The 24,506-nt window shown below is 57.6% G+C and carries 24 protein-coding genes; 14 read left to right on the forward strand and 10 right to left on the reverse strand.

Annotated features, from left to right (window positions below):
- Nucleotides 1-129 precede the first annotated feature (129 nt).
- From B0G52_RS27250 to cstA, 3 genes are all read left to right on the forward strand, one after another.
- Entirely contained in the window at nt 130-1,917 is a 1,788-nt protein-coding gene (locus tag B0G52_RS27250; RefSeq protein WP_094049211.1) for a sensor histidine kinase, read from the forward strand.
- Nucleotides 1,889-2,635 carry a LytR/AlgR family response regulator transcription factor gene (locus B0G52_RS27255; protein ID WP_094049213.1) on the forward strand — a complete coding sequence of 249 codons (747 nt, stop codon included), beginning with the start codon at nt 1,889-1,891 and terminating at the stop codon, nt 2,633-2,635. The genes B0G52_RS27250 and B0G52_RS27255 overlap by 29 nt, the downstream gene beginning before the upstream one ends.
- 143 nt (nt 2,636-2,778) lie before the next feature.
- Nucleotides 2,779-4,575, forward strand: a complete 1,797-nt coding sequence (gene cstA / locus B0G52_RS27260; RefSeq protein WP_094049215.1) for a carbon starvation protein CstA — start codon at nt 2,779-2,781, stop codon at nt 4,573-4,575.
- Nucleotides 4,576-4,863: 288 nt separating this feature from the next.
- Here cstA and B0G52_RS27265 read toward each other — a convergent pair whose 3' ends face one another.
- A complete protein-coding gene (locus B0G52_RS27265) occupies nt 4,864-5,571 on the reverse strand; it encodes a helix-turn-helix domain-containing protein (protein ID WP_233163112.1) in 708 nt (235 codons plus the stop codon).
- Between the two features lie 198 nt (nt 5,572-5,769).
- Here B0G52_RS27265 and B0G52_RS27270 point away from each other — a divergent pair, with 198 nt between their 5' ends.
- Nucleotides 5,770-7,395: a helix-turn-helix domain-containing protein gene (locus tag B0G52_RS27270; RefSeq protein ID WP_094049219.1), complete on the forward strand. Its 1,626-nt coding sequence runs from the start codon at nt 5,770-5,772 to the stop codon at nt 7,393-7,395.
- A 110-nt stretch (nt 7,396-7,505) separates the two neighbouring features.
- The gene (locus B0G52_RS27275) at nt 7,506-8,528 is read left to right on the forward strand and encodes an ABC transporter substrate-binding protein (protein WP_233163114.1); all 1,023 of its coding nucleotides are present in this window, start codon (nt 7,506-7,508) and stop codon (nt 8,526-8,528) included.
- Between the two features lie 122 nt (nt 8,529-8,650).
- On the opposite strand, the gene B0G52_RS27280 is transcribed toward B0G52_RS27275, so the two are convergent.
- Both B0G52_RS27280 and B0G52_RS27285 read right to left on the reverse strand, forming a co-directional pair.
- Entirely contained in the window at nt 8,651-9,133 is a 483-nt protein-coding gene (locus B0G52_RS27280; protein WP_094049221.1) for a PIN domain-containing protein, read from the reverse strand.
- Nucleotides 9,134-9,138: 5 nt separating this feature from the next.
- Complete coding sequence (locus B0G52_RS27285; protein WP_094049223.1) at nt 9,139-9,420, reverse strand: AbrB/MazE/SpoVT family DNA-binding domain-containing protein; 282 nt, start codon at nt 9,418-9,420, stop codon at nt 9,139-9,141.
- 693 nt (nt 9,421-10,113) lie between these two features.
- Between B0G52_RS27285 and B0G52_RS27290 the strand changes: the two genes are divergently transcribed.
- The 4 genes from B0G52_RS27290 to B0G52_RS27300 all read left to right on the forward strand — a co-directional run bounded on the left by B0G52_RS27290 (nt 10,114) and on the right by B0G52_RS27300 (nt 12,223).
- The gene (locus B0G52_RS27290) at nt 10,114-10,572 is read left to right on the forward strand and encodes an NUDIX domain-containing protein (RefSeq protein ID WP_094049225.1); all 459 of its coding nucleotides are present in this window, start codon (nt 10,114-10,116) and stop codon (nt 10,570-10,572) included.
- Between the two features lie 71 nt (nt 10,573-10,643).
- Entirely contained in the window at nt 10,644-10,979 is a 336-nt protein-coding gene (locus B0G52_RS27295) for an ArsR/SmtB family transcription factor (RefSeq protein ID WP_094049227.1), read from the forward strand.
- Nucleotides 10,980-11,297, forward strand: coding sequence for a hypothetical protein (locus tag B0G52_RS35730; RefSeq protein ID WP_158223893.1), 318 nt, complete (start codon nt 10,980-10,982; stop codon nt 11,295-11,297). It abuts the gene before it with no gap.
- On the forward strand, nt 11,294-12,223 hold the full coding sequence (locus B0G52_RS27300; RefSeq protein ID WP_158223894.1) for a ferredoxin reductase family protein: 930 nt from the start codon (nt 11,294-11,296) through the stop codon (nt 12,221-12,223). The genes B0G52_RS35730 and B0G52_RS27300 overlap by 4 nt, the downstream gene beginning before the upstream one ends.
- Here B0G52_RS27300 and B0G52_RS27305 read toward each other — a convergent pair.
- The 7 genes from B0G52_RS27305 to B0G52_RS27335 all read right to left on the reverse strand — a co-directional run bounded on the left by B0G52_RS27305 (nt 12,216) and on the right by B0G52_RS27335 (nt 19,727).
- Nucleotides 12,216-13,310, reverse strand: a complete 1,095-nt coding sequence (locus tag B0G52_RS27305; protein WP_094049231.1) for a GerAB/ArcD/ProY family transporter — start codon at nt 13,308-13,310, stop codon at nt 12,216-12,218. The two genes, B0G52_RS27300 and B0G52_RS27305, sit on opposite strands and share 8 nt — an antisense overlap.
- Before the next feature lie 29 nt (nt 13,311-13,339).
- Nucleotides 13,340-13,567: a hypothetical protein gene (locus B0G52_RS27310; RefSeq protein ID WP_094049233.1), complete on the reverse strand. Its 228-nt coding sequence runs from the start codon at nt 13,565-13,567 to the stop codon at nt 13,340-13,342.
- Nucleotides 13,564-14,787 (reverse strand): Ger(x)C family spore germination protein, encoded by a 1,224-nt coding sequence (locus B0G52_RS27315; RefSeq protein ID WP_233163116.1) that lies wholly within the window; start codon nt 14,785-14,787, stop codon nt 13,564-13,566. The genes B0G52_RS27310 and B0G52_RS27315 overlap by 4 nt, the downstream gene beginning before the upstream one ends.
- 45 nt (nt 14,788-14,832) lie before the next feature.
- Complete coding sequence (locus B0G52_RS27320; protein ID WP_094049235.1) at nt 14,833-16,290, reverse strand: spore germination protein; 1,458 nt, start codon at nt 16,288-16,290, stop codon at nt 14,833-14,835.
- Between the two features lie 156 nt (nt 16,291-16,446).
- On the reverse strand, nt 16,447-17,682 hold the full coding sequence (locus B0G52_RS27325) for an MFS transporter (protein WP_094049237.1): 1,236 nt from the start codon (nt 17,680-17,682) through the stop codon (nt 16,447-16,449).
- Nucleotides 17,683-17,743: 61 nt separating this feature from the next.
- Nucleotides 17,744-18,883: a winged helix-turn-helix domain-containing protein gene (locus B0G52_RS27330; RefSeq protein WP_158223895.1), complete on the reverse strand. Its 1,140-nt coding sequence runs from the start codon at nt 18,881-18,883 to the stop codon at nt 17,744-17,746.
- Nucleotides 18,884-18,950: 67 nt separating this feature from the next.
- Nucleotides 18,951-19,727, reverse strand: a complete 777-nt coding sequence (locus tag B0G52_RS27335) for a P-loop NTPase (protein ID WP_158223896.1) — start codon at nt 19,725-19,727, stop codon at nt 18,951-18,953.
- A 138-nt stretch (nt 19,728-19,865) separates the two neighbouring features.
- Between B0G52_RS27335 and B0G52_RS27340 the strand changes: the two genes are divergently transcribed.
- From B0G52_RS27340 to B0G52_RS27360, 5 genes are read left to right on the forward strand one after another with little or no spacing between them, the layout of a single operon-like run.
- Nucleotides 19,866-21,029, forward strand: coding sequence for a hypothetical protein (locus B0G52_RS27340; protein WP_094049242.1), 1,164 nt, complete (start codon nt 19,866-19,868; stop codon nt 21,027-21,029).
- Complete coding sequence (fdhF, locus tag B0G52_RS27345) at nt 21,004-23,181, forward strand: formate dehydrogenase subunit alpha (RefSeq protein WP_094049244.1); 2,178 nt, start codon at nt 21,004-21,006, stop codon at nt 23,179-23,181. The genes B0G52_RS27340 and fdhF overlap by 26 nt, the downstream gene beginning before the upstream one ends.
- Nucleotides 23,159-23,704 (forward strand): 4Fe-4S dicluster domain-containing protein, encoded by a 546-nt coding sequence (locus B0G52_RS27350; protein ID WP_094049246.1) that lies wholly within the window; start codon nt 23,159-23,161, stop codon nt 23,702-23,704. The genes fdhF and B0G52_RS27350 overlap by 23 nt, the downstream gene beginning before the upstream one ends.
- Before the next feature lie 38 nt (nt 23,705-23,742).
- Nucleotides 23,743-24,261, forward strand: coding sequence for a QcrA and Rieske domain-containing protein (locus B0G52_RS27355; protein ID WP_158223897.1), 519 nt, complete (start codon nt 23,743-23,745; stop codon nt 24,259-24,261).
- Between the two features lie 4 nt (nt 24,262-24,265).
- Nucleotides 24,266-24,457 carry a hypothetical protein gene (locus B0G52_RS27360; RefSeq protein ID WP_094049250.1) on the forward strand — a complete coding sequence of 64 codons (192 nt, stop codon included), beginning with the start codon at nt 24,266-24,268 and terminating at the stop codon, nt 24,455-24,457.
- The last annotated feature ends 49 nt before the right edge of the window (nt 24,458-24,506 follow it).

The raw sequence follows: 24,506 nt of genomic DNA on the forward strand, positions 1-24,506 counted from the left end.
TGTTCTGTACATCTCTTTTTACTTACGGGACAGCCCCTTGCGCTATATTCGACCCAACATCTTCCACGGCGAATTTTGCCGATGTTTTTAGTACAATAACAGGGTAGGACAGACGAAGGGGGAGCGGCCATGGCGAATTTGTTGATATTGATGCTGGAGCGGGTCGGCATTCTGCTCATCTTCGTGCTGCTGCTCTCGCGAATGGGCTCGTTCCGCAAGCTCATCCACAACGAGCATGCTCTGACGGACAAGCTGTGGCTGATCGCCGTATTCGGCACGTTCGGCATCATCAGCAACTATACCGGAATCCAGATTCGGCCGGACGACGTGTCCGCGCATTTTTGGCAGACGGGTGTGGAATACGACGGGGCTCTAGCCAATACGAGGGTACTGGGCGTGGCGCTGGGCGGGCTGCTCGGCGGGCCTCTGGTCGGCGTCGGGGTCGGCGCCATCGCGGGGCTGCACCGGATGACGCTGGGCGGATTTACGGCCATCGCGTGCGGCGTCTCCACGATATTGGCCGGCATCGCGACCGGACTGATCGGAAGGAAGTTTCGCAAGAACGGGAAAAATTCCACCTGGCGGGCGGTCGCGATCGGGATCGTCATGGAATGCTCCCAGATGGCTATCATCCTGCTTGTGGCTCGTCCTTTCGACGCCGCGCTGGAACTGGTCCAAATCATCAGCGTCCCCATGATCGTCATTAACGGCTTCGGCACGCTGCTGTTCATGCTGATCATTCAATCGATCATGCAGGAAGAGGAACGCACCCGCGCGCTGCAGACGCATAAGGCGCTTCATATCGCCGACCGGACGCTGCCGTTCTTCCGGCAAGGCCTGAACGCCCGCTCCTGCAGGGAAGCGGCCGCGATTATTCTTCAGGGGACGAACGCCGACGCAATTTCCATTACCGATCAGCATCAAGTGCTGGCGCATGTCGGCGCGGGGTCGGACCACCATATCCCGCTGCAGAGCGTGACGACCCAGTTGACCAAGAAAGCGCTGGAGCAGGGCCGCATTCTGCTCGCCCGCACCCGGGAGCAGATCCAGTGCACGAACAAAGATTGCGCTCTTCAGGCCGCCATTATCCTTCCGCTGAAGGTGCACGGCCAGACTCAGGGCACGTTAAAGCTCTATTTCACGAACGCGAGCGACATGGACAGAGTCGAGAGGGAGTTGGCGGAAGGGCTGGGCAAGCTGTTCTCCACGCAGCTGGAGCTGGCCGAAGCCGAATCCCGGAGCCGCTTGCTGAAGGACGCCGAGATTAAAGCGCTGCAAGCGCAAGTTCACCCGCATTTTCTGTTTAACGCGATCAATACGATTTCCGCCCTGTGTCGGACCGATTCCGAGAAAGCGCGCGAGCTGCTGCTGAAGCTGAGCGTCTTTTTTCGCAGCAATCTCCAAGGAGCCCGTCAGTTTCTCATCCCGCTCAAGAAGGAGCTGGAGCATGTCGAAGCTTTCCTAAGCTTGGAGCGGGCGCGTTTTCCCGACAAATATGCGATTGAATTGGATATCGATCCCTCGCTCGACGAGGTGCCGATTCCGCCGTTTACGCTGCAGCCTCTCGTGGAGAACGCGCTGCGGCATGCGTTCGCGAAGGTGAGGGACAGGAAAGGCCGGGTGACGGTCCGGGCGTTCAAACGGGAGGACAAGGTCGTTCTGATCACGGAGGACAACGGCCGGGGGATATCGCCCGATCTGTTGGACATGCTGGGTCGCCAGACGGTACAATCCGAGGCGGGCACGGGAACGGCGCTCTATAATATTCGCAAGCGCATTGAGGAAATCTATGGGGACGAAGCCGATTTTCGCCTCGAAAGCGAACTCGACAAAGGGACCCGGATCGTCATCTCTTTGCCTCTAAGTCATCATAAATGGGGAGATCAGCATGTTGAAGGCCTATATCGTGGACGATGAGCCGCTGGCCAGGGACGAATTAACGTATATTCTTCGCCGTCTCAAGCAGGTGGAGGTTGTCGGGGAAGCGGACAGCATCGAGCGGACGCTTGAGGAGATTCGGACGCTGCGGCCTGACGTCGTCTTTCTGGATATTCAGCTTGCCGAGGACAGCGGCCTGGATCTGGCGCGCCGTCTGCTGGAATACGAGCATCGGCCGGCCGTCGTGTTCGCCACGGCGTATGACGAGTACGCGCTTAAGGCTTTCGAATTGGAAGCGATCGATTACGTGCTCAAGCCGTTCGACGAAGAGCGGATTCGTCAAACCGTGGACAAGCTGACCCGGCTGAAGCTGGGTCGGCAGATCGGCCAACCGGACCGAAGCGAACGGAAGACCGCCTCGCCGGAGAAGACGGACAAGCTGGCCATTCTGGAAGACGAACGGTTCATCCTGGTCAGCATCGGCAAAATCGTCTCCATTCACTCCACCGAGGGGAAGACGATCATCGCGACCGACGACCGGCAGTATACGGTGACCGAGCCGTTGGTCTCCTTCGAGCAGAAGCTGCAGGGGACGTCGATCGTCCGCGTCCATCGGGCGTTCCTGGTGAACCTGGACGCCATTGTGGAAATCCAGCCCTGGTTCCATTCCACTTACAATCTGGTCATGAAAGACGGTTCGAAGGTGCCGGTCAGCCGGACGCACATCAAGGAGCTGAAGCAGTTTATCGGCTTCTGATGGTCCCGGTCCGGCGTCGCTGCATTTCATCCCGCCATTTTTGCCGCTGGCCCCGCGACTTGCGCTTTTTGTCCTGAAAACGCTTTATTGTCCTTTTCATTTAGTAACATGAGGGCAAATATAAGGTTAAAGGGGCCATCAAAATGAATGCGGTTACAATCGTTATCGGCTCGATATGTATTCTGATGATCGCGTATCGGCTGTACGGAACTTTCATTGCGGCGAAGGTGCTGAAGCTGGACGATTCCGTCCCTACCCCGGCGCATACGATGAACGACGGCAAGGACTACGTCCCGACGAACAAGTGGGTATCGTTCGGACACCACTTCGCGGCGATCGCGGCGGCAGGGCCGCTCGTCGGGCCGATTCTGGCGGCGCAATTCGGCTACTTGCCCGGCTTGCTCTGGCTGCTGATCGGCGCCGTCATCGGCGGCGCGGTGCACGATGCCGTCGTGCTGTTCGCTTCGATGCGCAAGAAAGGCAAGTCGCTCTCCGAGGTCGCCAAGGAAGAGCTCGGCCCGGTCGCAGGCTTCTGCACGGGGCTGGCGATGCTCTTCATCATCACGATCACGATGGCCGGGCTGTCGATGGTCGTGCTGCACGCGCTCGACCGCAACCCGTGGGGAACGTTCGCCGTCGGCATCACGATTCCGATCGCGATGGGCGTCGGCCTGTTCTATAGAAAAACCGGCAACCTGAAGCTGGCTTCCACGATCGGCTTCATCCTGCTGATGATCGGTGTCTTTATCGGTCCTTCCATTCAAGGTACCGCTCTGGGAGACCTGCTGACGCTCGATACGAAGACGCTGTCCCTGGTCCTGCCTGTGTACGCGTTTTTCGCGGCGGCGCTGCCGGTCTGGCTGCTGCTCGCTCCTCGCGATTACTTGAGCAGCTTCATGAAGATCGGAGTATTCATCGCGTTGATCGTCGGCGTGTTCATTATTAATCCAGCCATTCAATTCCCGGCTCTGACGGAGTTTATCGGCGGAGGCGGTCCGGTTATTGCGGGTCCGGTCTGGCCGTTCATCTCCATTACGATCGCCTGCGGCGCCATCTCCGGTTTCCATGCGTTCGTCGGCTCCGGCACGACGCCGAAAATGCTCAACCGCTGGAGCGACATCAAGGTCGTCGGCTTCGGCGCGATGCTGGTCGAGTGCGTCGTCGGCATTATGGCTCTGATCGCGGCTACGGCGCTTCACCCGGCCGATTATTTCGCGATCAACTCCAAGCCGGAAGTGTTCCAGACGCTCGGCATGAACGTCGTGAACCTGAATCAGCTCAGCGAAGAGATCGGACTTAGTCTGGAAGGAAGAACCGGCGGAGCGGTGACGCTGGCCGTGGGCATGACCTATATTTTCACGAAAATTCCGTGGTTCGCCAACATGGCGCCGTATTTCTTCCAGTTCGTCATCATGTTCGAAGCGGTGTTTATCCTGACGGCGATCGACGCGGGAACCCGCACGGCGCGTTATCTCATTCAGGACTTCTTCGGGGAAGTCTACAAGCCGCTTAAAAAAGTGGACTGGGTGCCCGGCTCGATCTTCGCCAGCGCGCTGGCATGCGTGATGTGGGGGTATCTGCTCTTCTCCGGCGATATCGGCTCGGTATGGGCGCTGTTCGGAGTGTCCAATCAGCTCATGGCTTCGATCGGCCTGATCATCGGCGCGACGGTCATTCTGAAGGTGGCGGACAAGCGCCGCTATATGCTGACCTGTCTCATTCCGATGTCCTATCTGTACGTCACGGTCAACTACGGCGGGTTCTGGATGGTCAAGAACGTCTACCTGAACGAAGCCGCCGCCGGCTACAGCGTGCTGAACGCTATCCTGTCGATCATCATGCTGACGCTGGGCGCCGTCATTCTGATCGCGGCCGTTGGCAAATGGAACAAGCTGTTGAGGTCGCCGAGAGATCATGCAGAGCTGCTGTCCGCATCATAAAGATAGGATAAGCCAAGCAAGTTGCTGTGAAAGATAATCGATGATAAAGGTGCAAGGGGTATGTACCTCCTTCCGATGCTATACACTCCTGAAATTTGAACAGGTAAACCCGTGATAAGGTAATTTCAGGAGCGTATGAGGCATTCTCCAGGAAGTACATACCCCTTCTTTATATATCGATGATCTCTGGCAACTTTGCTTATAGAGCATCCTTTTCGAAGGTTCTCTCGTTTGTATCTCTATTAACAGCACCGATTATGGAAGAATAGCCCCCGGGGTTCCCGGAGGCTATTCTTCCATCTTTTTTGACGCTACAAGCGAGAAAAAGATATGTTCCATCGACTTCAACAAGCCGGCCCATTGCGCGGAATCCCGTGATTGTTCATACGTAAGGTCCGACCGGCTCCCTAGCGTGGTCTCGTAGGGGCCGCCGTATTTTTTCTCGAAATGGACGACAGCGTTAACCAATTCGGCCAGTTCTTCGGACTCTGTCATCGGTTCTGAGCGTCCCAGACGATCTTGCTCGCGCCCGTATATTTCGGCAGCCTCCGCTACCGTCGTTTGTACGCCGGTCGGAGCGACGTACACAGCGATTTCCGGAATTCGAACCTGTTTGAACCGTTCGCCTTTTTCCACGCCTTGAAAGCGTCCTTGATTGATCCAGTTATTGACGGTGGCAACGCTGACCCCGAAGAAGCGGGCGACCTCACCGGTAGAATACAAGCGTACGTTCAGCGCGTCTTCGGTTGTTCCGACAGTGACCATATGAACGAACAATCGCTGCAAAGCGCGATGAGGGTTCTTCTCCGTGAGGCAGTTATGAACTTCCTGCAATAAGGTTCCGGGGTTATGGAATGACGTCTTTTCGATGTAGTTCGCCAATGCCATGACGAAAAGAGGCATCTTACTGCTTTCCTGTTCCGGTAGATCTTTGACCAAATCCGAGAGTGTGATCGCTTCGGCAATAGCCATTTCCTTTTCCGCCAGATCGAACATATACATCACCTCGCCCCCATTCTAACAGTTTCGTTTCAAAACTTCAAATTAACTTAAAATTAAGTTAAAGTTAAGTTCAAAACCAGTATAGACCCGTTATGGCTAATATATTCGTGATTCCGCGGAGCGACCGCGAGGCCGACTAGATCCCATTGTGCTAAAATAGGAAAAAAGCAATCGAAGAGGGAGGCGGAGAGAATGGACGACCGGCAGCGGCATCATACGAAGGAGTTGTTCGGAATGATCGGGTCGACGCTGGAGACGACGGTCAAGGGAGCGCAGATCCGCAAGCATTGTTCCTCTCTCCCCTCTCTTCTGGCGCCCCGTTCGGGCGAGGCGGAGATGTGGCTGGACGGACAGAGGACGATCCTGAACGGCAATCAGATCGCCTATATTCCTCCCGATGTCGCCATCGAGTGGTGGGCGTCCGGCGGAGAGGCGCAGTTGCAGATCGTCACGTTCGAACGGTACGAACTGGCCGAGCATTCCAAATCCCGTCTCGTCTATCGGGTCAATCGCGATACCCTTCCGCCGATGACCTACGTCAACTACGCGCTGCCCGAGAAGGCGAACGAACTGCTGCGCCGTTTGGACGAACGGAAGGAACCCGATGCGGACCTCTCTTCCGCGATACGCGAGCTGCTTCGGAGCGTGTTCTTGGCGGGCGTTCCGTCTGCCGGACGAGTGTCTCTGATGGACATGTCCATCAGAGGGATCGTCGAATATATGCATCAGCATTACGATAAGAAAGTTACGAGCTCGGGCATGGCGGCCATGATGGGGTACCATCCCCGTTATTTCTCTGGCCTGTTCCACAAGCAGACGGGCTGGAGCTTCACCGATTACCTTGCCCGCATCCGGGTGGACAAGGCCAAGGAGTGGCTGCTGAAGAGCGACGAGCCGCTTAATCAGATCGCGCACAAGGTTGGCTATTCGGACGGCTTGTATTTGAGCCGCAAGTTCAGCCAGGTGACCGGCATGCCGCCCCGCGCGTTCCACAGCCTGCCCAAGCCGAGGCGCATCGTGACGGTGCAGTTCGTCGGCGCGCTGCTGGCGCTCGGCCTGACCCCCGTTGCGGCGCTGGAAGAGACGATGCACTACTCGGCCGCGATCGCGGACAAGCTGACGGAAGTCGTCCCCCTGCGGATCGACGACAAAATCGTCGAGACAGTAGCCGGGCTGAACGCGGACTTGCTCCTTATTCCTACATACGCTTACGCGCAGCGAGAGTGGATAACCGCGCTTGAGAAGCGGATGCCCGTGCTGGCGGTGGACTGGGATACGATGGACCGGTTGGAGGAAGTGCGGCACTTAGGCGCGCTGTTGGGCCGGGAAGCCGAGGCGGAAGCGTGGATCGCTTCGTTCCGCCAGAAGGCGGCGCAGGCCAAGACGGAGCTGGAGAGGAGCGGAGCCGTAGGCAGGGAAGAGACGGTCGCCGTCTACGAGGTGAGCCGCGACGACCATCTCTATGTCTGGAATCATACGGCGCGTGCCGCTTCCAACCTTTTTCACATGCTGGGCCTGAACGCTCCTTCGCGGGTCAAGAAGGAGGTTCTGGATCGGAATCGGCATCTGCGCATTCCGGAATCGCGGCTGTCCGAATATGCGGCCGATCATATGTTCATCATTGCCTGCGAAGGCAACGGAAACTTGGCAAGCACGATGCGGAAGCTGGAGAGCGATCCGATATGGAGCGGGCTGGAGGCCGTTCGTCGGCGGCAGGTTTACGTCATGCGGCTGGAGGATTTCCGCTTCAGCGAAGGCTTCGCTCTGGAGAGACAGCTGGAGCTTCAGATGCATGCGCTGCTGCGTCGGGAAAAATGAAAATCGTCCATAAACAATACGATGACTTTACGCCATGGACAGTCGAAGTATAATCTTGCTATCATTCCAAATGATAATAAAAATCATTTTCATTCAGGGGGATGGCAAGGTTGAACAGTCGTCGTAAAGGTTGGATGATTGCCGGCATGCTATTGGCGGTCGTTCTGTTAATAAGCGCGTGCGGAGGAAAGAAGGAGAACGGGGCGGCGGAGTCGCAGCCGGCATCGGCGAGCGCTTCTCCAGCGGCTTCTCCGTCGGCGTCGCCTTCGGCAGAAGCGTCGGAGTCCGCGAATTCGGGCATGCGCGATTACGAGAGCGCCAAAGGAGTTATCCAAATTCCGGCCAAGGCGGAACGCGTCGTCGTAACCGTTCCCGACTATGTCGGCGACGTTATCGCCGCGGGCGTAACGCCGATCGGAGCTCCTCCGATGGTGTTCCAGGCCAGCTACTACAAGGAATACCTGAACGGGGTCGAAAATATCGGAGACGATGCCGGCCCGGCTCTGGAGAAGATCGTGGCGCTCCAGCCCGATCTGATCATCACGTATAACGAGGAAGCGTACGAGGCGCTGTCCAAAGTCGCTCCTACCGTCTTTATTCCGTACGGACAGTATGCCTACCGCGAACGTCTTCAGGAAATCGGCCGCATTCTCGGCCGCGAATCCGAAGCTAACGCATGGCTGGACACGTTCGACAAGGCAGTCGCTGAGAAGAAGGAGCTGCTCGCGGACGTGATTGCAAGCGGCAAGACGGTAGCGATTTTCGAGATCTGGGAGAAAGAATTGTACCTGTACGGCAAATCGTTCGGCCGCGGCGGCGCCATCCTGTACGACGAGCTGGGGTTGAAAGCGCCGCAGAAGGTCGTGGACGCCGCGTTCGAGAATGGCTGGGCGCCTCTGTCGCTTGAGTCGATTCCCGAATATTTGGGCGAGGCGGACTATCTGTTCCGCGGACTGCGCGATCCAAGCGGCAAAAATCAAGCTTCCATAGAGAGCAGCAAGATCTGGAAGGATGTGAAGGCGGTGCAGGCGGGAGCCGTGTACGACTACAACGTGGACGACTTCTACTTCCAGGATCCGATCGCTCTCAAGTCCCAACTGGAAGGCATCACGGAATTTTTGCAGAACCATTAAGCCAGCAAAATATGGAGAAGAAATAGCCCGAGAACCAAGTCGTTAAAGACTTCGCTCTCGGGCTTTTGGATGATGGCATTAATCAAGGCTTGTCCATTTCATGTTTCTTATGAGACGAATCGTTACTCGTCATCGTCTGAATCATTCGTTTCTATGGATAACTCGGCGGGCGAGTAATATTCGCAAGAGAGGTGTTTAAAACCTTTGTCCCACGTAAGTACGGGTAAACCAAGCTCTTTGCTAAGTACGCTGAGCTTTATGTCAACAATATCGAGATTCACAGTCCCGTAAAGCTTAACTGCCTCTCGTATTGCGGATGTTGATTCAATGCCTTCGACGGCAAGTAAAGCCGTAATGCCTGCTGAGATTTCCGCTCTACTTTTGCCGTATGACTTGTTTAGCACAAAGAACATTTCTTCAATCACGGCGTCCGTGAATACCAAACCCACACGCCCAGCCACGAGCTCGCCGAGTAACCGCTTGGTATCCAAAAACTTCAATTCCGCGTGCTTTCGAGCCGTATCCGAAGTGGCAAGCTCAATATCGTGCTGACCGACTAGGATGCGCAAACCAATATTCGCATCCGCTAATAACATTGTTTTCATTCCAATTATTCCTCCATTTTTTCACCACGCTGCAATTCATCAGCAATCAGCTCCTCTCGGTATTGATCTCTGAGTTCCTGCACGTCAACAAGTGGTTTGTCCAATTTCATACTGCCAAAGACGTCCCAAATGGACACCTTTTTAACCCCGCGAACGAAAAGCCGCTCGCCTTCGACTTCGAACTCCAGGCGATCGCCTTCTTCTATGCCGAGAAAATTTCTAACTTTAACAGGGATCGCAACGACTCCTTTTGCAGACAGCTTTCCAGTCTCATATTTAGTTGTCATTAATTTAGATGCTCCTTACGCGCGACCTGGCACCATAAGGTAGATAGTTATATGGTATGGGGTAAGATGGTCGAGCTTATTTTATAGTTTTGGGTGCTTTAAGGTATCGGCTCTGTTCACAATATTACTGTATGTTAGATTGATCGAATGGTTAATCTGTTGATGATCAATTGTGCTTTGACATGTGAACTTTCTTCTGTAATGCGACGAATCACTGGCCTGCAAGCAGCTGTCGCTTTTTTTTGTAAGTATTTCTGATCCTTGATGAGTAAAATCATCTCATTGTAGCTGCTTTCTGATTTCCCTTATACAACGCTTTTCCTCGTTCCAGGCACCACTCCCTTCAATGAATAAACAGTATTAGCCTAACCTTACCTCTATCATACCACTAACCATTATCAAAAGTAAAGGATAAACAAAAAGTTAAACATACGAAATATGTAAGACTATCAAAACGTTATTATATGCACGACAATACTTTTTTATAACAACTAAAGCGGCTATTTATGACATGTAGGAGTATTCAGTCACGGAGTTGCAGTTCTTGGGATATACCTTTCGGAGGGTGTTCGTCAAGGAGCCGCCTATCCGATTGTGCGTTGAACCGCTGAATTCCCTTCGCCCTTTTCGTGCTGCCTCGGCAGTAGGATATAATCGAGTGTAATGCTAAATATCGAATGGAGAGACGCCATCATGAAATCGATCCGCAATTCGGCCAAAGCTGTCATTATCCGGGACGATCGTTTGCTGCTGACCAAGAACAAGGACGACGAGGGCTTCTTCTATCTGTTCCCCGGAGGAGGCCAGGAGAAAGGAGAAGAGCTGAAGGACGCCGCAGTCCGCGAATGCATGGAGGAGATCGGACAGGAAGTCGAAGTAGGAGAGCTGCTGTTCGTGCGCGAGTATATCGGCAAGAACCATCAATTCGCGGAGTGGGATTCCGACGTTCACCAAGTCGAGTTTTATTTTCGATGCAGCCTGAAGCATCCGGATTCCGCAATGGGCAACGGTATCCATCCGGACGAGCATCAAGTGGGAGTCGAATGGGTCCCGTTCGCTCGGCTCGACGAAATTCGGGTGTATCCGAGCGCTTTGGGAGAGAAGATCCGCAGCGGAGTTTATAGTCCTTGCTATGTAGGGGATGTGGGATGAGTTGACCGAATCATACATATGTAATAAAATTATTACACATGTAACATTCGCGAGTGGATGTGGAGGTGCCTATGAGCATTAACGGAAATGAACTGCTTCAAGTTTTCGAAGCTCTGGCGAACCCTCACCGATTGCGAATTGTTGCGGCGTTGCGGGAGCAGAGGAAATATGTGAGCGAACTGGCGAGAGAAGTCCGGATGAGTCGTCCTTTGCTGTATTTGCACTTGCAGCGATTGGAGGCTGCGGGTTTGGTGACCGGCAATCTGGAGCTGTCCGACAGCGGTAAGGCGATGAAGTTTTACGAGCTTGCCGACTTCGAGTTTCACGTCACTTCCGAGACGGTCGCCGAAGCGACCAAGACGCTTCAGGAGCCCCCGTCTTCCAAGACGAATGAGGAGGAAGAGTAGATGGACTTCAATATCTACGGCTATTTGGGAATGGCATTCGCGTTCGGAATTCTGGTGCTGATCGTTATTTTGCTGGTGGTGCTGATCAAGCAGAGCTTCAAGACGAAGCACTTGAAGCTGACGAGCCAGGCGGACGCCGAATTCCGCAAGCTGGCGGAGAGCTCGGGCTCGACAAGATGTATGAAGCGCATCGCCACGCGGGGATGGCCTCCTTCGCGCTGCTCATTCTGCACTTTGCCGTTATCCCGCTCGCGCCGGGAGAGGCGCCTCCTGGGCGGGCTCCGGGATATATCGCGTTGGGAGGCTTCGTCATCATGACGCTGATCGCTCTGGCCCCCCGTCTTCCCGGCCTTCGGAGGCTTATTCGCATCGGCTACGGCAAATGGCGGATTTCGCACAAATTCATCGGCATTTTTTTCATTATGGGAACCGCTCATATGCTGCTCGTCGATACGCTGATCCGCACGTCTCCCGTGCTGTTTTCGACTCTGCTGGTCGCTATCGCGACAGGCATCGCTTCCTACCTGTATGCGGAGCTGATCGCTCCGTTAACGAGGCGCCGGTCATCTTATCGGGTGCTGAACGTGAACCGGCTGAACGCCAAAGTTGCGGAGGTCGTCCTTCAGCCGATGAGGAAACGGCTGTCCTATCGAGCCGGCCAGTTTCTCTTTATTCGGTTCAAAGGCGACAAGGCATTGGCGGAACCGCATCCGTTCACGATCAGCAGCTCGCCGGGAGAACGCGATCTGAGGCTGACGATCGGTAAGGCGGGTGATTTCACCTCGTATCTGTACGAACGTCTGCAAGCAGGAACGGTAGCGATCGCCGAGGGAGGCTACGGATCGTTGGACTACCGTCAGGGCGGCGAGGAGCAGATTTGGATCGCGGGCGGGATTGGCGTGACTCCCTTCATCAGTTGGATTCGCGACATGTCCGGGCAGGCAGGTCCGGATCGTCGGATCGATTTCTACTATTCGGCGAGAACCCGTGAAGAGGCGCTGTTCGTCGACGAAATATTGGCGGTGGAGAGCAGGAGCGGGCGCTTTCGCGCTCATATCTTCTATACTTCGCTCGAGGGCAGATTTACGGTGGAGGATGTGCTGCGGACGACAACCGGCAAGCTGGCCCGCAAGCACGTGTACATGTGCGGTCCAGAGACGATGCTGGCCGCATTCCGGGTTGAATTCCGCAAGCGGGGCGTACCGCGAAGCGCCATCCATGACGAGAGGTTTGTTTTCAGGTAACCCGTCGCCGCCGCTTACCCCGGAAAGCCCCGACGACCAGAATAAGGACGGGGAAGACGACCAGATGGACGAAGGAATAGTTGGCCCAGACCTTCTGAATGATTTCCGCGACGTAGATCGAATCGAGATACGTATTCCACGCTACGATCAAGATCAGAGCCGCCAGAGGGTAGATCAGGTGGTGATAGCTGCGCAGCCTGAATAGCGACTGAAGCCCCTGCAGTTGGGCGAAGACCAGAAGCATCGTTTTGACGAAAAAGCTAAGAATCCACAAGGCGATGAGCACGCCTTCGGTTCTTTGGATGAAGTCGCCGAGAGAGATTGTCTTCGCCAAGGCGTAAGCCGGAAACGTGCTGTTGGCGGCCTGCTCGATCCCCAGGACGAGTACGCTGAGCAGCACGATGGACGTAAGCAGCAGGCCGCCCAGGCCCGCGGCTTGGAAGTAGTGCCTTGCTGTCTGCCCGGACTGCTTCGTTAAGGGAAGGAATACCATCAGGACGACCAGCTCCTGGAACATCGCCGAATGGAAGCCTGCTTGGAGCGCTGGGCCCCAGCCGTCTTCCAGCACGGGCTGAATATAGGTCCATTCCGTTTGGGGCAGCAAGGCCAGGATCAAGCTCAAGCTGAAAAAAACGATCCACGGAAACAACAGCTCTCCCACCCGGGCAAATGCGGCAATCCCCAAGCGGGCGGCGAAGACGACCGCGGCGAGGAAGAGAAGCTGGATCGCTTCGATCGGCGTTTCGGTCAAGATTTCGCTGGTCAGGAAAAAGCCGAGATTGCCCAGCAGCGTTCCGGCCAGAATCAGAAAATAAAACAAATAGAAGCCGCCGGCCAACTTGCCCAGCCACCTGCCGAGCGCCGCCTCCATAATCTCGAACCAGCTCATGCCCGGATATTGTCTGGAGATGACGACGTACAGCAGAACCATCAGCAGATTGATGGCCGTGCCGACGAGCGCCGCGATCCAGGCGTCTTCCCGGGCGGTCATCGCCAGCGAAGAAGGAATGACCAGCACGGAGGTGCCGACCGTCAGTCCGAAGGTCCAAATAAAAAACTGCCGGGGTTCCACAATCACGGTCTTCATTTCCCGTTCGTCCTCCAGTCGGCTCTATTCTACGGCAGCAGCTTGGTCAGCGGCTCGGATGCCGCGCGAATCCAATCCAAGGGGCGCGGCATAGGAAGCTCGAGCCATTCCGCTCCCGCGGCGGCCAACGACAGAACCCACAGCAGCACGAATAGCACAGTATCCCTTCGGGAGCGCAGATTCCGCAAATACCCTCTCTCGTACCACGGCAGAATCGACAGGAGCAGGAACAGCAGAATGCGCCAATTGACGTTCATCGGTTCATCATATCCTTCTTCAACGGCTGAACGATGGAGCCGACGCGGCGCAATTTCACTTGGGCGCGAATCGTGACGTCGACCTCCTTGAAATGTTTGTCCCAGTCGCTTTTATACTTCTTCCATACTTTGGGGTGGCGGCGGTGCAGCACTTCCCCCAGTCCGAAGATGTCTACGTCGTACCGCTTCTGGATCTTGCTTACGTGTTGGTCGAACACGTCCACGATCCGCTCCTCCAGCTTGCGTTCGATCGCCGAGATGGCGGCCGATTGGCTGATATCCATCGGGCATTGGACCGAGTCCAGATTGGCTTCCGCATAGACGTTCACATTAAACCCGGACAGCTCCTCCCCCTTCAGCACGACGTCGATCCTCGATTTCACCCACTGCAGCTGCATGCTGATCGCCTGCTTCTCGTCGTCCGGGCACTTGAAGGACGCATTCGTCGTGTATACGTCGTTAAGAAGATAGTTGACCGTCTTGCTTCCCTGCTCCTTCAGCCAGCCGACGAGCTTGTCCCGCTTGAAGATTGCCAGGCCCGAATGATGAATCATCGCATTCGGCTTGAGCGTATGCCAGATTTTGTCCGTAGTTCCGGAGGTTTTATCACCGACGACTTCGACTCCGGACAGCACGGGGTCCGAGCCGCCGCGGTCAAGCTGGGTAATGAATTGCTGGAGCGTGATCCGGCCGGTCGCCGCCCACTTCTTGCTGGACACCAGGATGGAGGAGAACAGGGAGTTGGCCGGGATGCTCTCGATGGGCGTCACGACCCGGAGGATGTCGGCCGCTTCGCTGCGGTGGGCTACCAACAGGGGGAAATCGGTCCGGAATTGATGATTCCGGGCCACGAAATCCAATACGTCCGTCAGCCCCTGACGCGCCATAGCTTCTCCGAACACAAGCACGCGCAGATGGGACATGTACAGCTGCCTCGGCACTTCGCTGAGCATGCGCTGAAGCGCCTCGGGAACCGATTCGCCGGCGGCCTGGTACGTCACGACGGACATGACGTCGGAAGTGTTGTGCTTGCCGGCGTCTTTGAAGTTCACGATCTGAGCCGTCACCTTGTATCCCCTCGGATGAAGATCGATGCCCATCGCGACGACCACGCCGAGCTCGTTCAATTCCCGTTTGCTCCAGCAGCCGGAGAGAAGCGCGGACAGAGAGATCAGAAGCGCGATCAGTATCCATGCGCGGCTTCGCGTCCGGTTTTCCACTGGAATTCACCTTCCTTGTCCGAATTGCCTCGCCGCCCCCGCAAGCTAGCTCCGTCCGGACCGGCGAAGCCGGAGGAAGCGCGGGAGCCGCAGCAGGGTGTCCTTTTGCCGGGACAGCTTAAACGGAGCCAGCGACGACATATAGGGCACGCCCATCGACTCCAGGCTGCTGAGATGCAGCGCGAGCATGATCATGGCGACCATAACTCCGAAGAGGCCGAACATGGCCGCGGCCGCCATCAGCGCGAACCTGAGCATCCGGATGGAGATGGCCACGTTAAAGGCCGGCAGGGCAAAGTTCGCGATAGCCGTCAGCGACACGACGATGACCATGGCCGCGGAGATGAAGCCCGCTTCGACGGCGGCCTGTCCGATAACGAGAGTTCCTACGATGGATACCGATTGCCCGATCGACTTGGGCAGCCGAATGCCCGCCTCCCTCAGCACCTCGAACGTGATCTCCATAATCAGCGCCTCTACGAACGCCGGGAACGGAATGCCTTCCCTCTGCCCGATCAAGCTGATCAGCAGGGGCGGCGGAATCATCTCCTGATGGTAGGTGGTTACGGCTACGTACACCGAGGGGGTAAGCAAGGAGATCGCGAAGCAAAAATACCTCAGCAGCCTTACCATGCTGGAGAAGTCGCTGCGTTGGTAGTAATCCTCGCTGGATTGAAAAAACTGTACGAACAGAGCGGGGACGACAAGAACGAACGGAGTCCCGTCCACCAGGATGGCGATTCGTCCTTCCAGTACGGCCGACGCGATGACGTCGGGACGTTCAGAGTTATACACCGTAGGAAACGGGCTGTACCGCTCGTCCTGAATAGCCTCCTCGATATAGCTGCTCTCCAGCACGCTCTCGAGCTTGATGCGCTCCAGACGCGCGTACAATTCACTGAGCACCGCCGGATCCGCTTTGCCTTCCATGTACATGACGGCAGTGAGAGTACGTGTTTTCGTGCCAATCTTGAACTTGCGGATGCGGAGGGACGGATGCTGGATCCGCCGCCGAACGAGCGCGATATTGTCGACCAGATCCTCGGTAAATCCTTCGCGCGGCCCTCTTACGACGGATTGGGAAGTCGCTTCCTGAACGGCTCTCTGTTTCAAGCTCTTCGTAGAGACCAGCAGCGCGGAGCGGCAGCCGTCCATGTAGATCATCGTGGCTCCGCCTAACAGATCGCCGCAGACTTCCTCCAACGAATCGGTTTCGTTCACTTGGCCTTCCGTGATGACTCCGGTACGGATCGTCTCGTACGGGCGCTCCGGCGAATCCTCTCGTTCGTCGGGCTTCGCCTCCAGGAGAGCTTCGATCACATGCCTCGGATCGGCCATGCCTTCGATGTAGACGATCAAGCCGGGCATGCGGCGAAACGCGATATTCCTGTACACGACATCCGAGCTGTCGCCCAGGAACAGCTGCAAGGACGCCTGCAGTTCGTCGAGACTCGCCGGAACTTCCGGATCCGGACGTTGCGATTGGGGTGCGGAATCGTTCATACGGACCTCCCGGGCGCGAATAAAAGGAAAATCTCGCTTTGGAATAATCTTCCCAGAACTCCGGGAAATATGTGGCAAGAAGACGAGAGGGCGATCAAGGACCGCGAAGTTCAAAGGCGAAAGTCCGCGGTCTGTTCGGCGAGCGGCTGCGAGGCTTCAGCCCTCCGGTTGCGCGATCGGCGCTGGAAGACGCCACAGCCGCCGCTGCAGCGTCATCCCCGCGATTCCGACGGCCCCGACGGCCAGGCCGACGAACAGAAAGGCGTACGACACTCCGCAGAACCGAACCAGCGCTCCCCCGGCGAGCGGCGCACACACGAAGAGAGCGCCGCTTAAAGACTCCATAATGCCGCTGACGCGGCCGACGGCTTCGGCGGGCGTCTCCTTCTGCACGATGTAGTTCATGCCCGCGGAGATAAGCCCGGTGCCGATGCCTCCGGCAAAGGAGGACAGCAGGATGAACCACATTGGGGTGTCCGGGCGGAAGAAGCCTGCGGCGGCGAACATGAAGCCGATTAGCGCCACGCCTCCGCCGAGCGGCCATCCGTAGGCCATCAGCGTCTTGAGCCTGCGCAGCCAGAAGACGCCCGCAAGCCCGCCGGCGCCGATCGCGGCGACGAGCCAGCCGAGCAGCTCCGGGCGCTCCGGAGACACCTCGCGAACCAGCGTCGTAATCTGGGCGTCGATCAGTTGAATGCCGGCAAGGCCGGTCAGGGCGAACAGGATGCTCGTCAGCAGCAAGCGGGTTCTCAGCACGATAAGCCAGCCTTCCTTCCAAGCTTTCCCCATCGAGTCGTGCTTCTCATCAAGCGGTTGTTCCGCGGCGGATACGCTCCGGGCTGGAATCGACAGGAGCAGCAGCGCGGAGAGGACATAGCAGCCCGCGTTGACCGCCATACAGGCCGAAGGAGAGAAGGCTGAGGCGAGCGACGCGCCCAGCAGCGGGCCGAAAACCTTGGAGAGCTGGAAGACGGCCCCGTTGAGCGAGGCCGCCTGCAGCAGCAGCCCGGGTTCGACAACGGCCCGCGTCATCGCCTGTTGAGCCGGGAAATGAAAGACGCGCACGGCGGACCGCAGCCCCAGCAGCCCGAGCAGCGTCCAGACGTCGGGCGCGAAGATCAGCATTAGCGTCAAAGCGGCCCGTATCAGATCGGTCGCGATCATCAGATTGCGTTTATTCCATCTGTCCGCCAAGATTCCCGCCAGTTGGCTGAAGAGTATGCCGGGTACAGCGTAGGACAGCGGCAGAAGCGCCATCGTCATCGGGTCCGCCTTCCACACGAACCCCATCACGATCGATACGGCGATAAAATCCAAGTAATCTCCGAAAGCGGCCAGCCCGTAGGCGGCGAACATTTTGGCGAAGGCGCGGTTGGCGCGCAATAGGAACATACGAAAAACCCCCTGCTGTCGATGAATAGAATCATCGTAGCAGGGGAATGTCAGAGAATGATCAGAGAAGAGCCGCGAGCACCCGGTTCGTCTTAACGAGCAGCTCGTCGAATTGGTATTGCTCGGCAAGCGAGTTCCATTGGCCCCGATATTTCCGCAAGGCGTCGTCGTCCGGGGCGTACTTCCCGAGATGCAGAAGGACCAGCTTCAGGTTAACGAGCAGATGGGGGACGAATTGCGTCTGCCGCGTCGTCTCGATTCCCTCGTCCACCGTCTGCCTTCCTTGCGCCGGATTGCCCTGCCGGTATAGATACAGGCCATTGGCTACGAGATAGGCGCCCTTCTCTCTCCGGATCGGATGGCGCGCCAGCAGGTCGCCGCACTCCTCCAGCTTGGCGGCCGCCGCTGCCGGACGGCCTTCCTCCAGAGCGAGAAACATCTCCTTCAGCAGAAACAGCGCGGAGAAGCTTGGGGAATCCATCTTCTCGATCTCCGGACGAATCTCTTCGAGCCGCGAGCGGGCGCGCTCCGTCATCCCGGCCTCCAGATACAGGAAGACCGCATTCAGCTTCAGATCGGTCAGCCACGTGGGGGTCAGCTCGTCTCCCTTGGCGATGAGCCTTTCGAAACAGCGAAGAGAGGCGGCAGAGTCGAATTGGAGGGAGGCGTGAATGAACGCCGCGTAGACGGCCTGCTGCCACCGATCAATGCCGTTCGTTTCGAGCAGCCAGGAGAAGTCCCCGCTGACGAACCGAACGTAGGCATCGTAGAACGGGTCGCCCGGCAGGCCGAGCACGTCGCGATTCGCCGACAGCAGCCGCATCGCCGCTCCCATGCCCATGCCGTGGTATTTGGCGAACATCCGGTTAACGTCGGAAGCGAAATGCTCGTCCTGCAGAAGCGGGTTTTCCCGCAGCCGGGCGTCCGTGCGCGTCAGCTTGTAGCCCTGCCCGCGAATCGTGTCCACCCGGAGCAGATGGGACCACTGGGCGAGCTTCTTGCGCACGCGGTAAATATGGTCGTCGACGGTCCGGTCTCCGGGAGCTTCCAGCGGCCAGACGGCGTCCAGCAGCTCGTCCCTGGAGAACGAGCGCTCGGCGTGCTCATACAGGTAGCGCAGCAGCGCGAACTCCTTCGGCAGCAGCTGCACGCTCTGCCCGGCGTAGAGGGCCTGATAGGTATCCGGATCGAAATGAATCATGGCATGTTCTCCCGTGAAAGCAATTGTCTCCGTATTATACCATTCACCGGCTGCTTGCAAGGTTCCGTTAGTTCGAGGATAGGCCCGACAATCCCGCAGCAGGCGGAGAAGCAGTCGCGCCCAGCACCTCGTCGGCCAGCGAGACATACAGGCGGCCGCACGGGCTGTCCTCCGGATAGATGCCGGTCGCGGGCGCGCCGGGGCCTACCCTCTCGATCGGAAATTGGGCGAGCAGCGGCGCGCGAAGCGCGGCCGACAGCTTCCTTCCTCCGTCCTCCCCGAAGGGGTACAGCTTTCCTTCGCATCCCGGACACGCCATATAAGCCATATTTTCCACGATGCCGATCAATTCGTGCCCCGTTCGGGCCGTCATGGCCCCTGCACGGAAAGCGACCTCGGATGCAGTCTCGTTCGGCGTCGTGACGAGCAATTCCTTGCAGTCGCCGAGCATCTCGTGCAAATCCAGAGGAATGTCGCCGGTGCCGGGAGGCATGTCGAAGAGCAGGTAATCGAGCTCTCCCCATTCTACTTCGCGGAGGAAGTTGCGGATGATCCTGCCCAACATCGGCCCGCGCAGAACGACGGGCTGGTTGTCGTTCCGGAGGAAACCGCTGGACATGAGCCGTACGCCTAGCCGGTGGATCGGACGTATCTTTCCTTGCTCGGATTTCGGCTCTTCCCGCGCGTCCATCAAGCTTGGAACGCTGAAGCCGTAAATATCCGCGTCGATCAACCCGACTCGATAACCTTTCCTGGCGAGCGCCACGGCCAAATTCGCCGCGACCGTGGATTTGCCGACGCCCCCTTTGCCGCTGACAATGCTTAAATAGATAGGATCGTTCATCTCTATTGCCCCTCTCTCAACCTCTTTAATATCCACCATCGTTCCCCAACGGCCCGGCTAATATGAGCTTTCCGGAATAGAACGGATGCGATTGGGAACAATTTGCAAAGATCTGTCAGACTAGAGGGGGAATGCAAGTTGAACCGGGATTCGCGCGCCTTTACGTCTTACCCGAGCGGGAGATTTGTCTCCAAAGCCGCTTTGTATGTCGGGATCATGGCGATTCTGCTCCTGCTCTCGATCTATATCGGATCGGTAGGCTTCGGCTATGTCGACCTTGCGCTGTACGGTTACCTGTGGGCCACGGTGCTGAGCATTCTGCTGTTCACGGCCCGCATCGCCGCATGGACTTCGAGACCTCCTGCACGGAGGCTGTGGCGGCAGGGACTGAGCCTCTTCTCCAGTCCGAGAGGATGGATGTTTCTAATCCGCACGCTGTTCGACAATATCGGCAGGCAGCGCTTCATCTCCGGCCGCTCCTGGCAACGCTGGGCGCAGCATATGCTGCTCTCCTGGGGAGTGCTGGTTTCCTTCGGCATCACTTACGCGCTGGTGCTCAACTGGATGCACTTCGAGCTCGTAGAGCCGCGCACCTATTCCGTCGTCGTCTTCGGCATTCATCTGTTTCGGATGGGCGTGGATTCCTTCCTCGCCATTCTGCTGTATCACGGGCTGAATTGGACGGGAATCGCCGTCATCATCGGCTGTCTGATGGCGATGAGGAGAAGGGAGATCAATCGCAAAAATCTGGTGGAGCAGACGAAGGATTTCGATATTTTCCCGCTCGTGCTGCTGATCGCGATCTCGATTACGGGCTCGCTGCTGACGGTGTCCGCGATGTGGATGGAAGGCGTCTTCTATACCGGCATCGCCTTGTCCCACCAAGTGGCGGTCATCGTGTTCCTGCTGTACATGCCGTTCAGCAAATTCTGGCACATTCCCCTCCGGTTTCTCGGAGTGGTCGTTCCGATGTACCATGCGGCCCACGCTCCCAAGGCGTGCTCGCGCTGCGGCCGGGAATACGCCACCGAGACGCAGATCCGGGACGTGCAAGCGGTGCTTCAGGAGCGGGGCATCCCGGTCCGCGTCGGCGGCACTTCCTTGCACATGTCGGATTTCTGCTCCGAGTGCCGGCGGGTATCGAACAGGCTTGCGGCCGCCGGCTCCCTCGTTCAGCTCGAGAAGAGCCGGGTCGTCCTGCAAGGAAACGGAAGCAACGGTTTAACTTTGGCCGACGGGTTCCCTGCCGGCATGCAAGCAGGAGGTGCGGAATCTCATGGAACAGCACGCCCAGAACGCTGACTTCGCCCAGCGTCCTTACGAAGCGATCACCCGCGAGGGAGAGACGCTGATCGCCACGCACTGCGCGTTCTGCGGCATGCAGTGCGGCATGAACATTCGCGTGGAGAACGGGACGAATACCGTGCTCGGCGTGGAGCCGCGGTACGACTTCCCGATGAACGGAGGCCGTCTCTGCCCGAAGGGCGTCTCGGCATACAGGCAAGCCGAACATACAGATCGGCTGCTCAAGCCTCATATACGCAAGAACGGCGTTCTGACCGAGTCTTCTTGGGACGAGGCGCTGGACCTGATCGCGGGCAAGATTAAGGAGCTTCAGGCCCGGCACGGCAAAGATTCTATCGCGATCTACAGCGGCTCGTCCATGACGAACGAGAAGTGCTACATCATGGGCAAATTCGCAAGAATCGGCCTGGGAACGCGATATATCGATTACAACGGCAGATATTGCATGGCCGCAGCAGCGACGGGATTCAATCAGACGGTCGGCATCGACCGGGGCTCGACGGGGCCTTGGTCCGACATCAAGTTCGCCGACGTGCTGCTGATCGCGGGCTCGAATACGGCGGAATGCCATCCGTTGTCCATGCCTTACGTGTGGGGAGCGCGGGACCGGGGAGCGAAGCTGATCGTCGTCGACCCGCGGCAGACGAAGACGGCGCTCGCGGCCGACATCCATCTGGATTTGCGTCCCGGCACCGACATCGCCTTGGCCAACGGCCTGCTCCATGTCATGATCTCCGAGAATCTGGTCGACCGCGATTTCATCGATCGGCATACATCCGGTTACGAAGCGTTGTCCGAGCTCGTCGCCCGTTACGACCCGGCTGTCGTATCGGAGATCACCGGCGTCGCGGCCGGGAAGATCGTGGAAGCAGCTCGCGCTTTCGGCAAGGCGAAGAACGGCTTCGTCCTGTTCGCCCGCGGCGTCGAGCAGCATTCCACCGGCTCCGACACGGTGTCCAACTACGTGAACCTGTGCCTCGTCACCGGCAAGGTCGGGCGGAAGGGAGCGGGCTTCGCCACCTTCACCGGACAAGGCAACGGACAAGGCGGCCGCGAACACGGTCAGAAGGCGGATCAGCTTCCCGGCTATCGCAAAATTACGGATCCGGCGGCCCGCGCGCACATTGCCCAAGTATGGGGAGTCGACGAGAGCGAGATCCCCGGTCCGGGCATCTCCGCCTACGAGATGCTGAAGTCGCTTGGCGAGGAGATCAAGATGCTGCTGCTCGTCTGCAGCAATCCGATGGTGTCCGCACCCAGCGTCGGCCATGTCGAGCAATACTTGAAGAAGCTCGATTTCTTCGTCGCCATCGATATGTTCCTCTCCGAATCGGCGGAGCTGGCCGACGTCGTGCTGCCTTCAACGGTATGGCTCGAGGATAACGGAACGACAACGAACGTCGAAGGGCGCGTCATCCGCATCAAGGGCATAGACCGGACGCCGGGGGAGAGCAAGCGGGATTGGAAGATCATCTGCGAGCTGGCCGAACGTCTCGGACGCGGACGGTATTTCGACTTCAATTCGCCGCAGGAGATTTTCGACGAGCTCCGGATCGCCAGCAAGGGGGGAATCGCCGACTACTCCGGCATAACCTACGATAAGATCGATCGAATGAACGGCGTATTCTGGCCCTGCCCTTCGGAGGAGCATGAGGGCACCCCGCGGCTGTTCGAAGACCTTCGCTTTAACTTCCCGGACGGCAAGGCGCGCCTGCACGCTTTCGAGCATACCGGCCCGAACGAGAAAGTCGATCGGGATTATCCGTTCATCCTGACGACCGGACGCGTCGTCTTCCACTACTTGAGCGGCAACCAGACGCGTCGGATCGAGGCGCTGCGCAAGCTGTGTCCGGACCCTTATTTGGAGATTCATCCGATCTTGGCCGCCCGGTACGGCATCGGCAACGGAGAGTTGGTCAAGGTCAGCAGCAGGCGGGGCAGCATCTTCGTGCCGGCCAAGATCACGAAGGCGATCCGCGAGGATTCCCTGTTCGTCCCTTATCATTGGGGCAAGACGCTGGCGATTAACAATCTGACCAATCCGGCGCTCGACCCGAAGTCGAAAATTCCGGAATTCAAGGTGTGCGCGGTGACGCTGGAAAAAGCGAAACGGGAGGAGCTGCCCCATGGCCAAAGTGCTCTACATTGATTTCGAACGCTGCATCGGCTGCCGGGCGTGCATGATCGGCTGCGAGGAATGCAGCGGCCACGACCACTTGTCGCGCATGTTCGTGGACGAGTTGAGTCCCGGAGAGACGGTTGCGACCTCGCCGACGCCGTGCATGCACTGCGTCACCCCGGCTTGCGCCGAGTCTTGCCCCGTCCAGGCGATCTCGGTGCTGGACGGGGTCGTGCTATCGGCCTCCCAGGAGAAGTGCATCGGCTGCAAAAATTGTACTTACGCTTGCCCGTTCGGAATTCCGAGAGTGGACGAAACCCGCAATCTGATGTACAAGTGCGATCTGTGCTACGACCGAACCTCCAAGGGCCGCCCGCCGATGTGCGTCAGCGTGTGCCCGACCGATACGATCCTGTTTCTGGACGAGGAGGAAGCCCGGCACAAGAGGAGCAAGCCCGTTCAGTACGTATGGGATTTCGGGGGGACGGCCATCGAGACGAGAACCGTCGTCGGAATTCCCGACACGGATACGCACCGGTTCGGCTACCACTGAGCCGAAGCTGCCCGCAGGATGAAAGGAGCCAAGGAATCATGTGGAAAAAAATCGACCGGTATTTGCGCGAGCAAGCTCTGAATATTAACCGGGAGAAGGAGCTGGAGATGAACCGGAGGGGGTTTATCGCGGCTTCTCTCGGCCTGCTCGGCGTGCTCTTCCTCGGGTCGTTCCCGTTCGCGGCGCGCGCGCTCAAGCCGGAGAACAAGCCGAAGCTGCCTGCGGTCCGCATCGCCGGTCTGGACGAACTGAAGGTTGGCGACAGCAGGCCGTTCCAGTACCCGCACGATAACGAACCCTCGCTGCTGATCCGGCTCGCCGAGAACAAGTTCCGCTCGTACCAGATCAAATGCACGCATCTCGGTTGTCCCGTGTATTGGGATAAGGCGACTTACAAGATGACTTGCCCTTGCCACAACGGGTTCTTCTCGGTGGAAGACGGCTCGGTGCTGGCCGGACCGCCGCAGCGGGCGCTGCCGGCAGTGGAGCTCGACTTGCGCGCCGACGGCGTGTACGCGGTCGGACTTGTTCCTGTAGAAGGGCACGAGGGGGTATAGAGCGATGAGAATGGTATGGTGGTTCTTGATCTTCTTCCTGGCGGCGCAAATTATTTTGGTGCAATTCATGGTGGAATCGTACTTGGCGGGGCACCACGACCATCTCCCCTACTACTTGGCGGCGCTGGGTTTCGTCTTCATCATGGGGGTTCTGATGTACCTGTACTTCCGCGAAGTGGACGATACGAGAGACTAGAGAGGGGCTTTTGTCCCATAAGTCATTAGAAGGGCAACAACATAGAATG

It is taken from the genome of Cohnella sp. SGD-V74, assembly GCF_003001675.1.
GTDB lineage: Bacteria > Bacillota > Bacilli > Paenibacillales > Paenibacillaceae > Cohnella.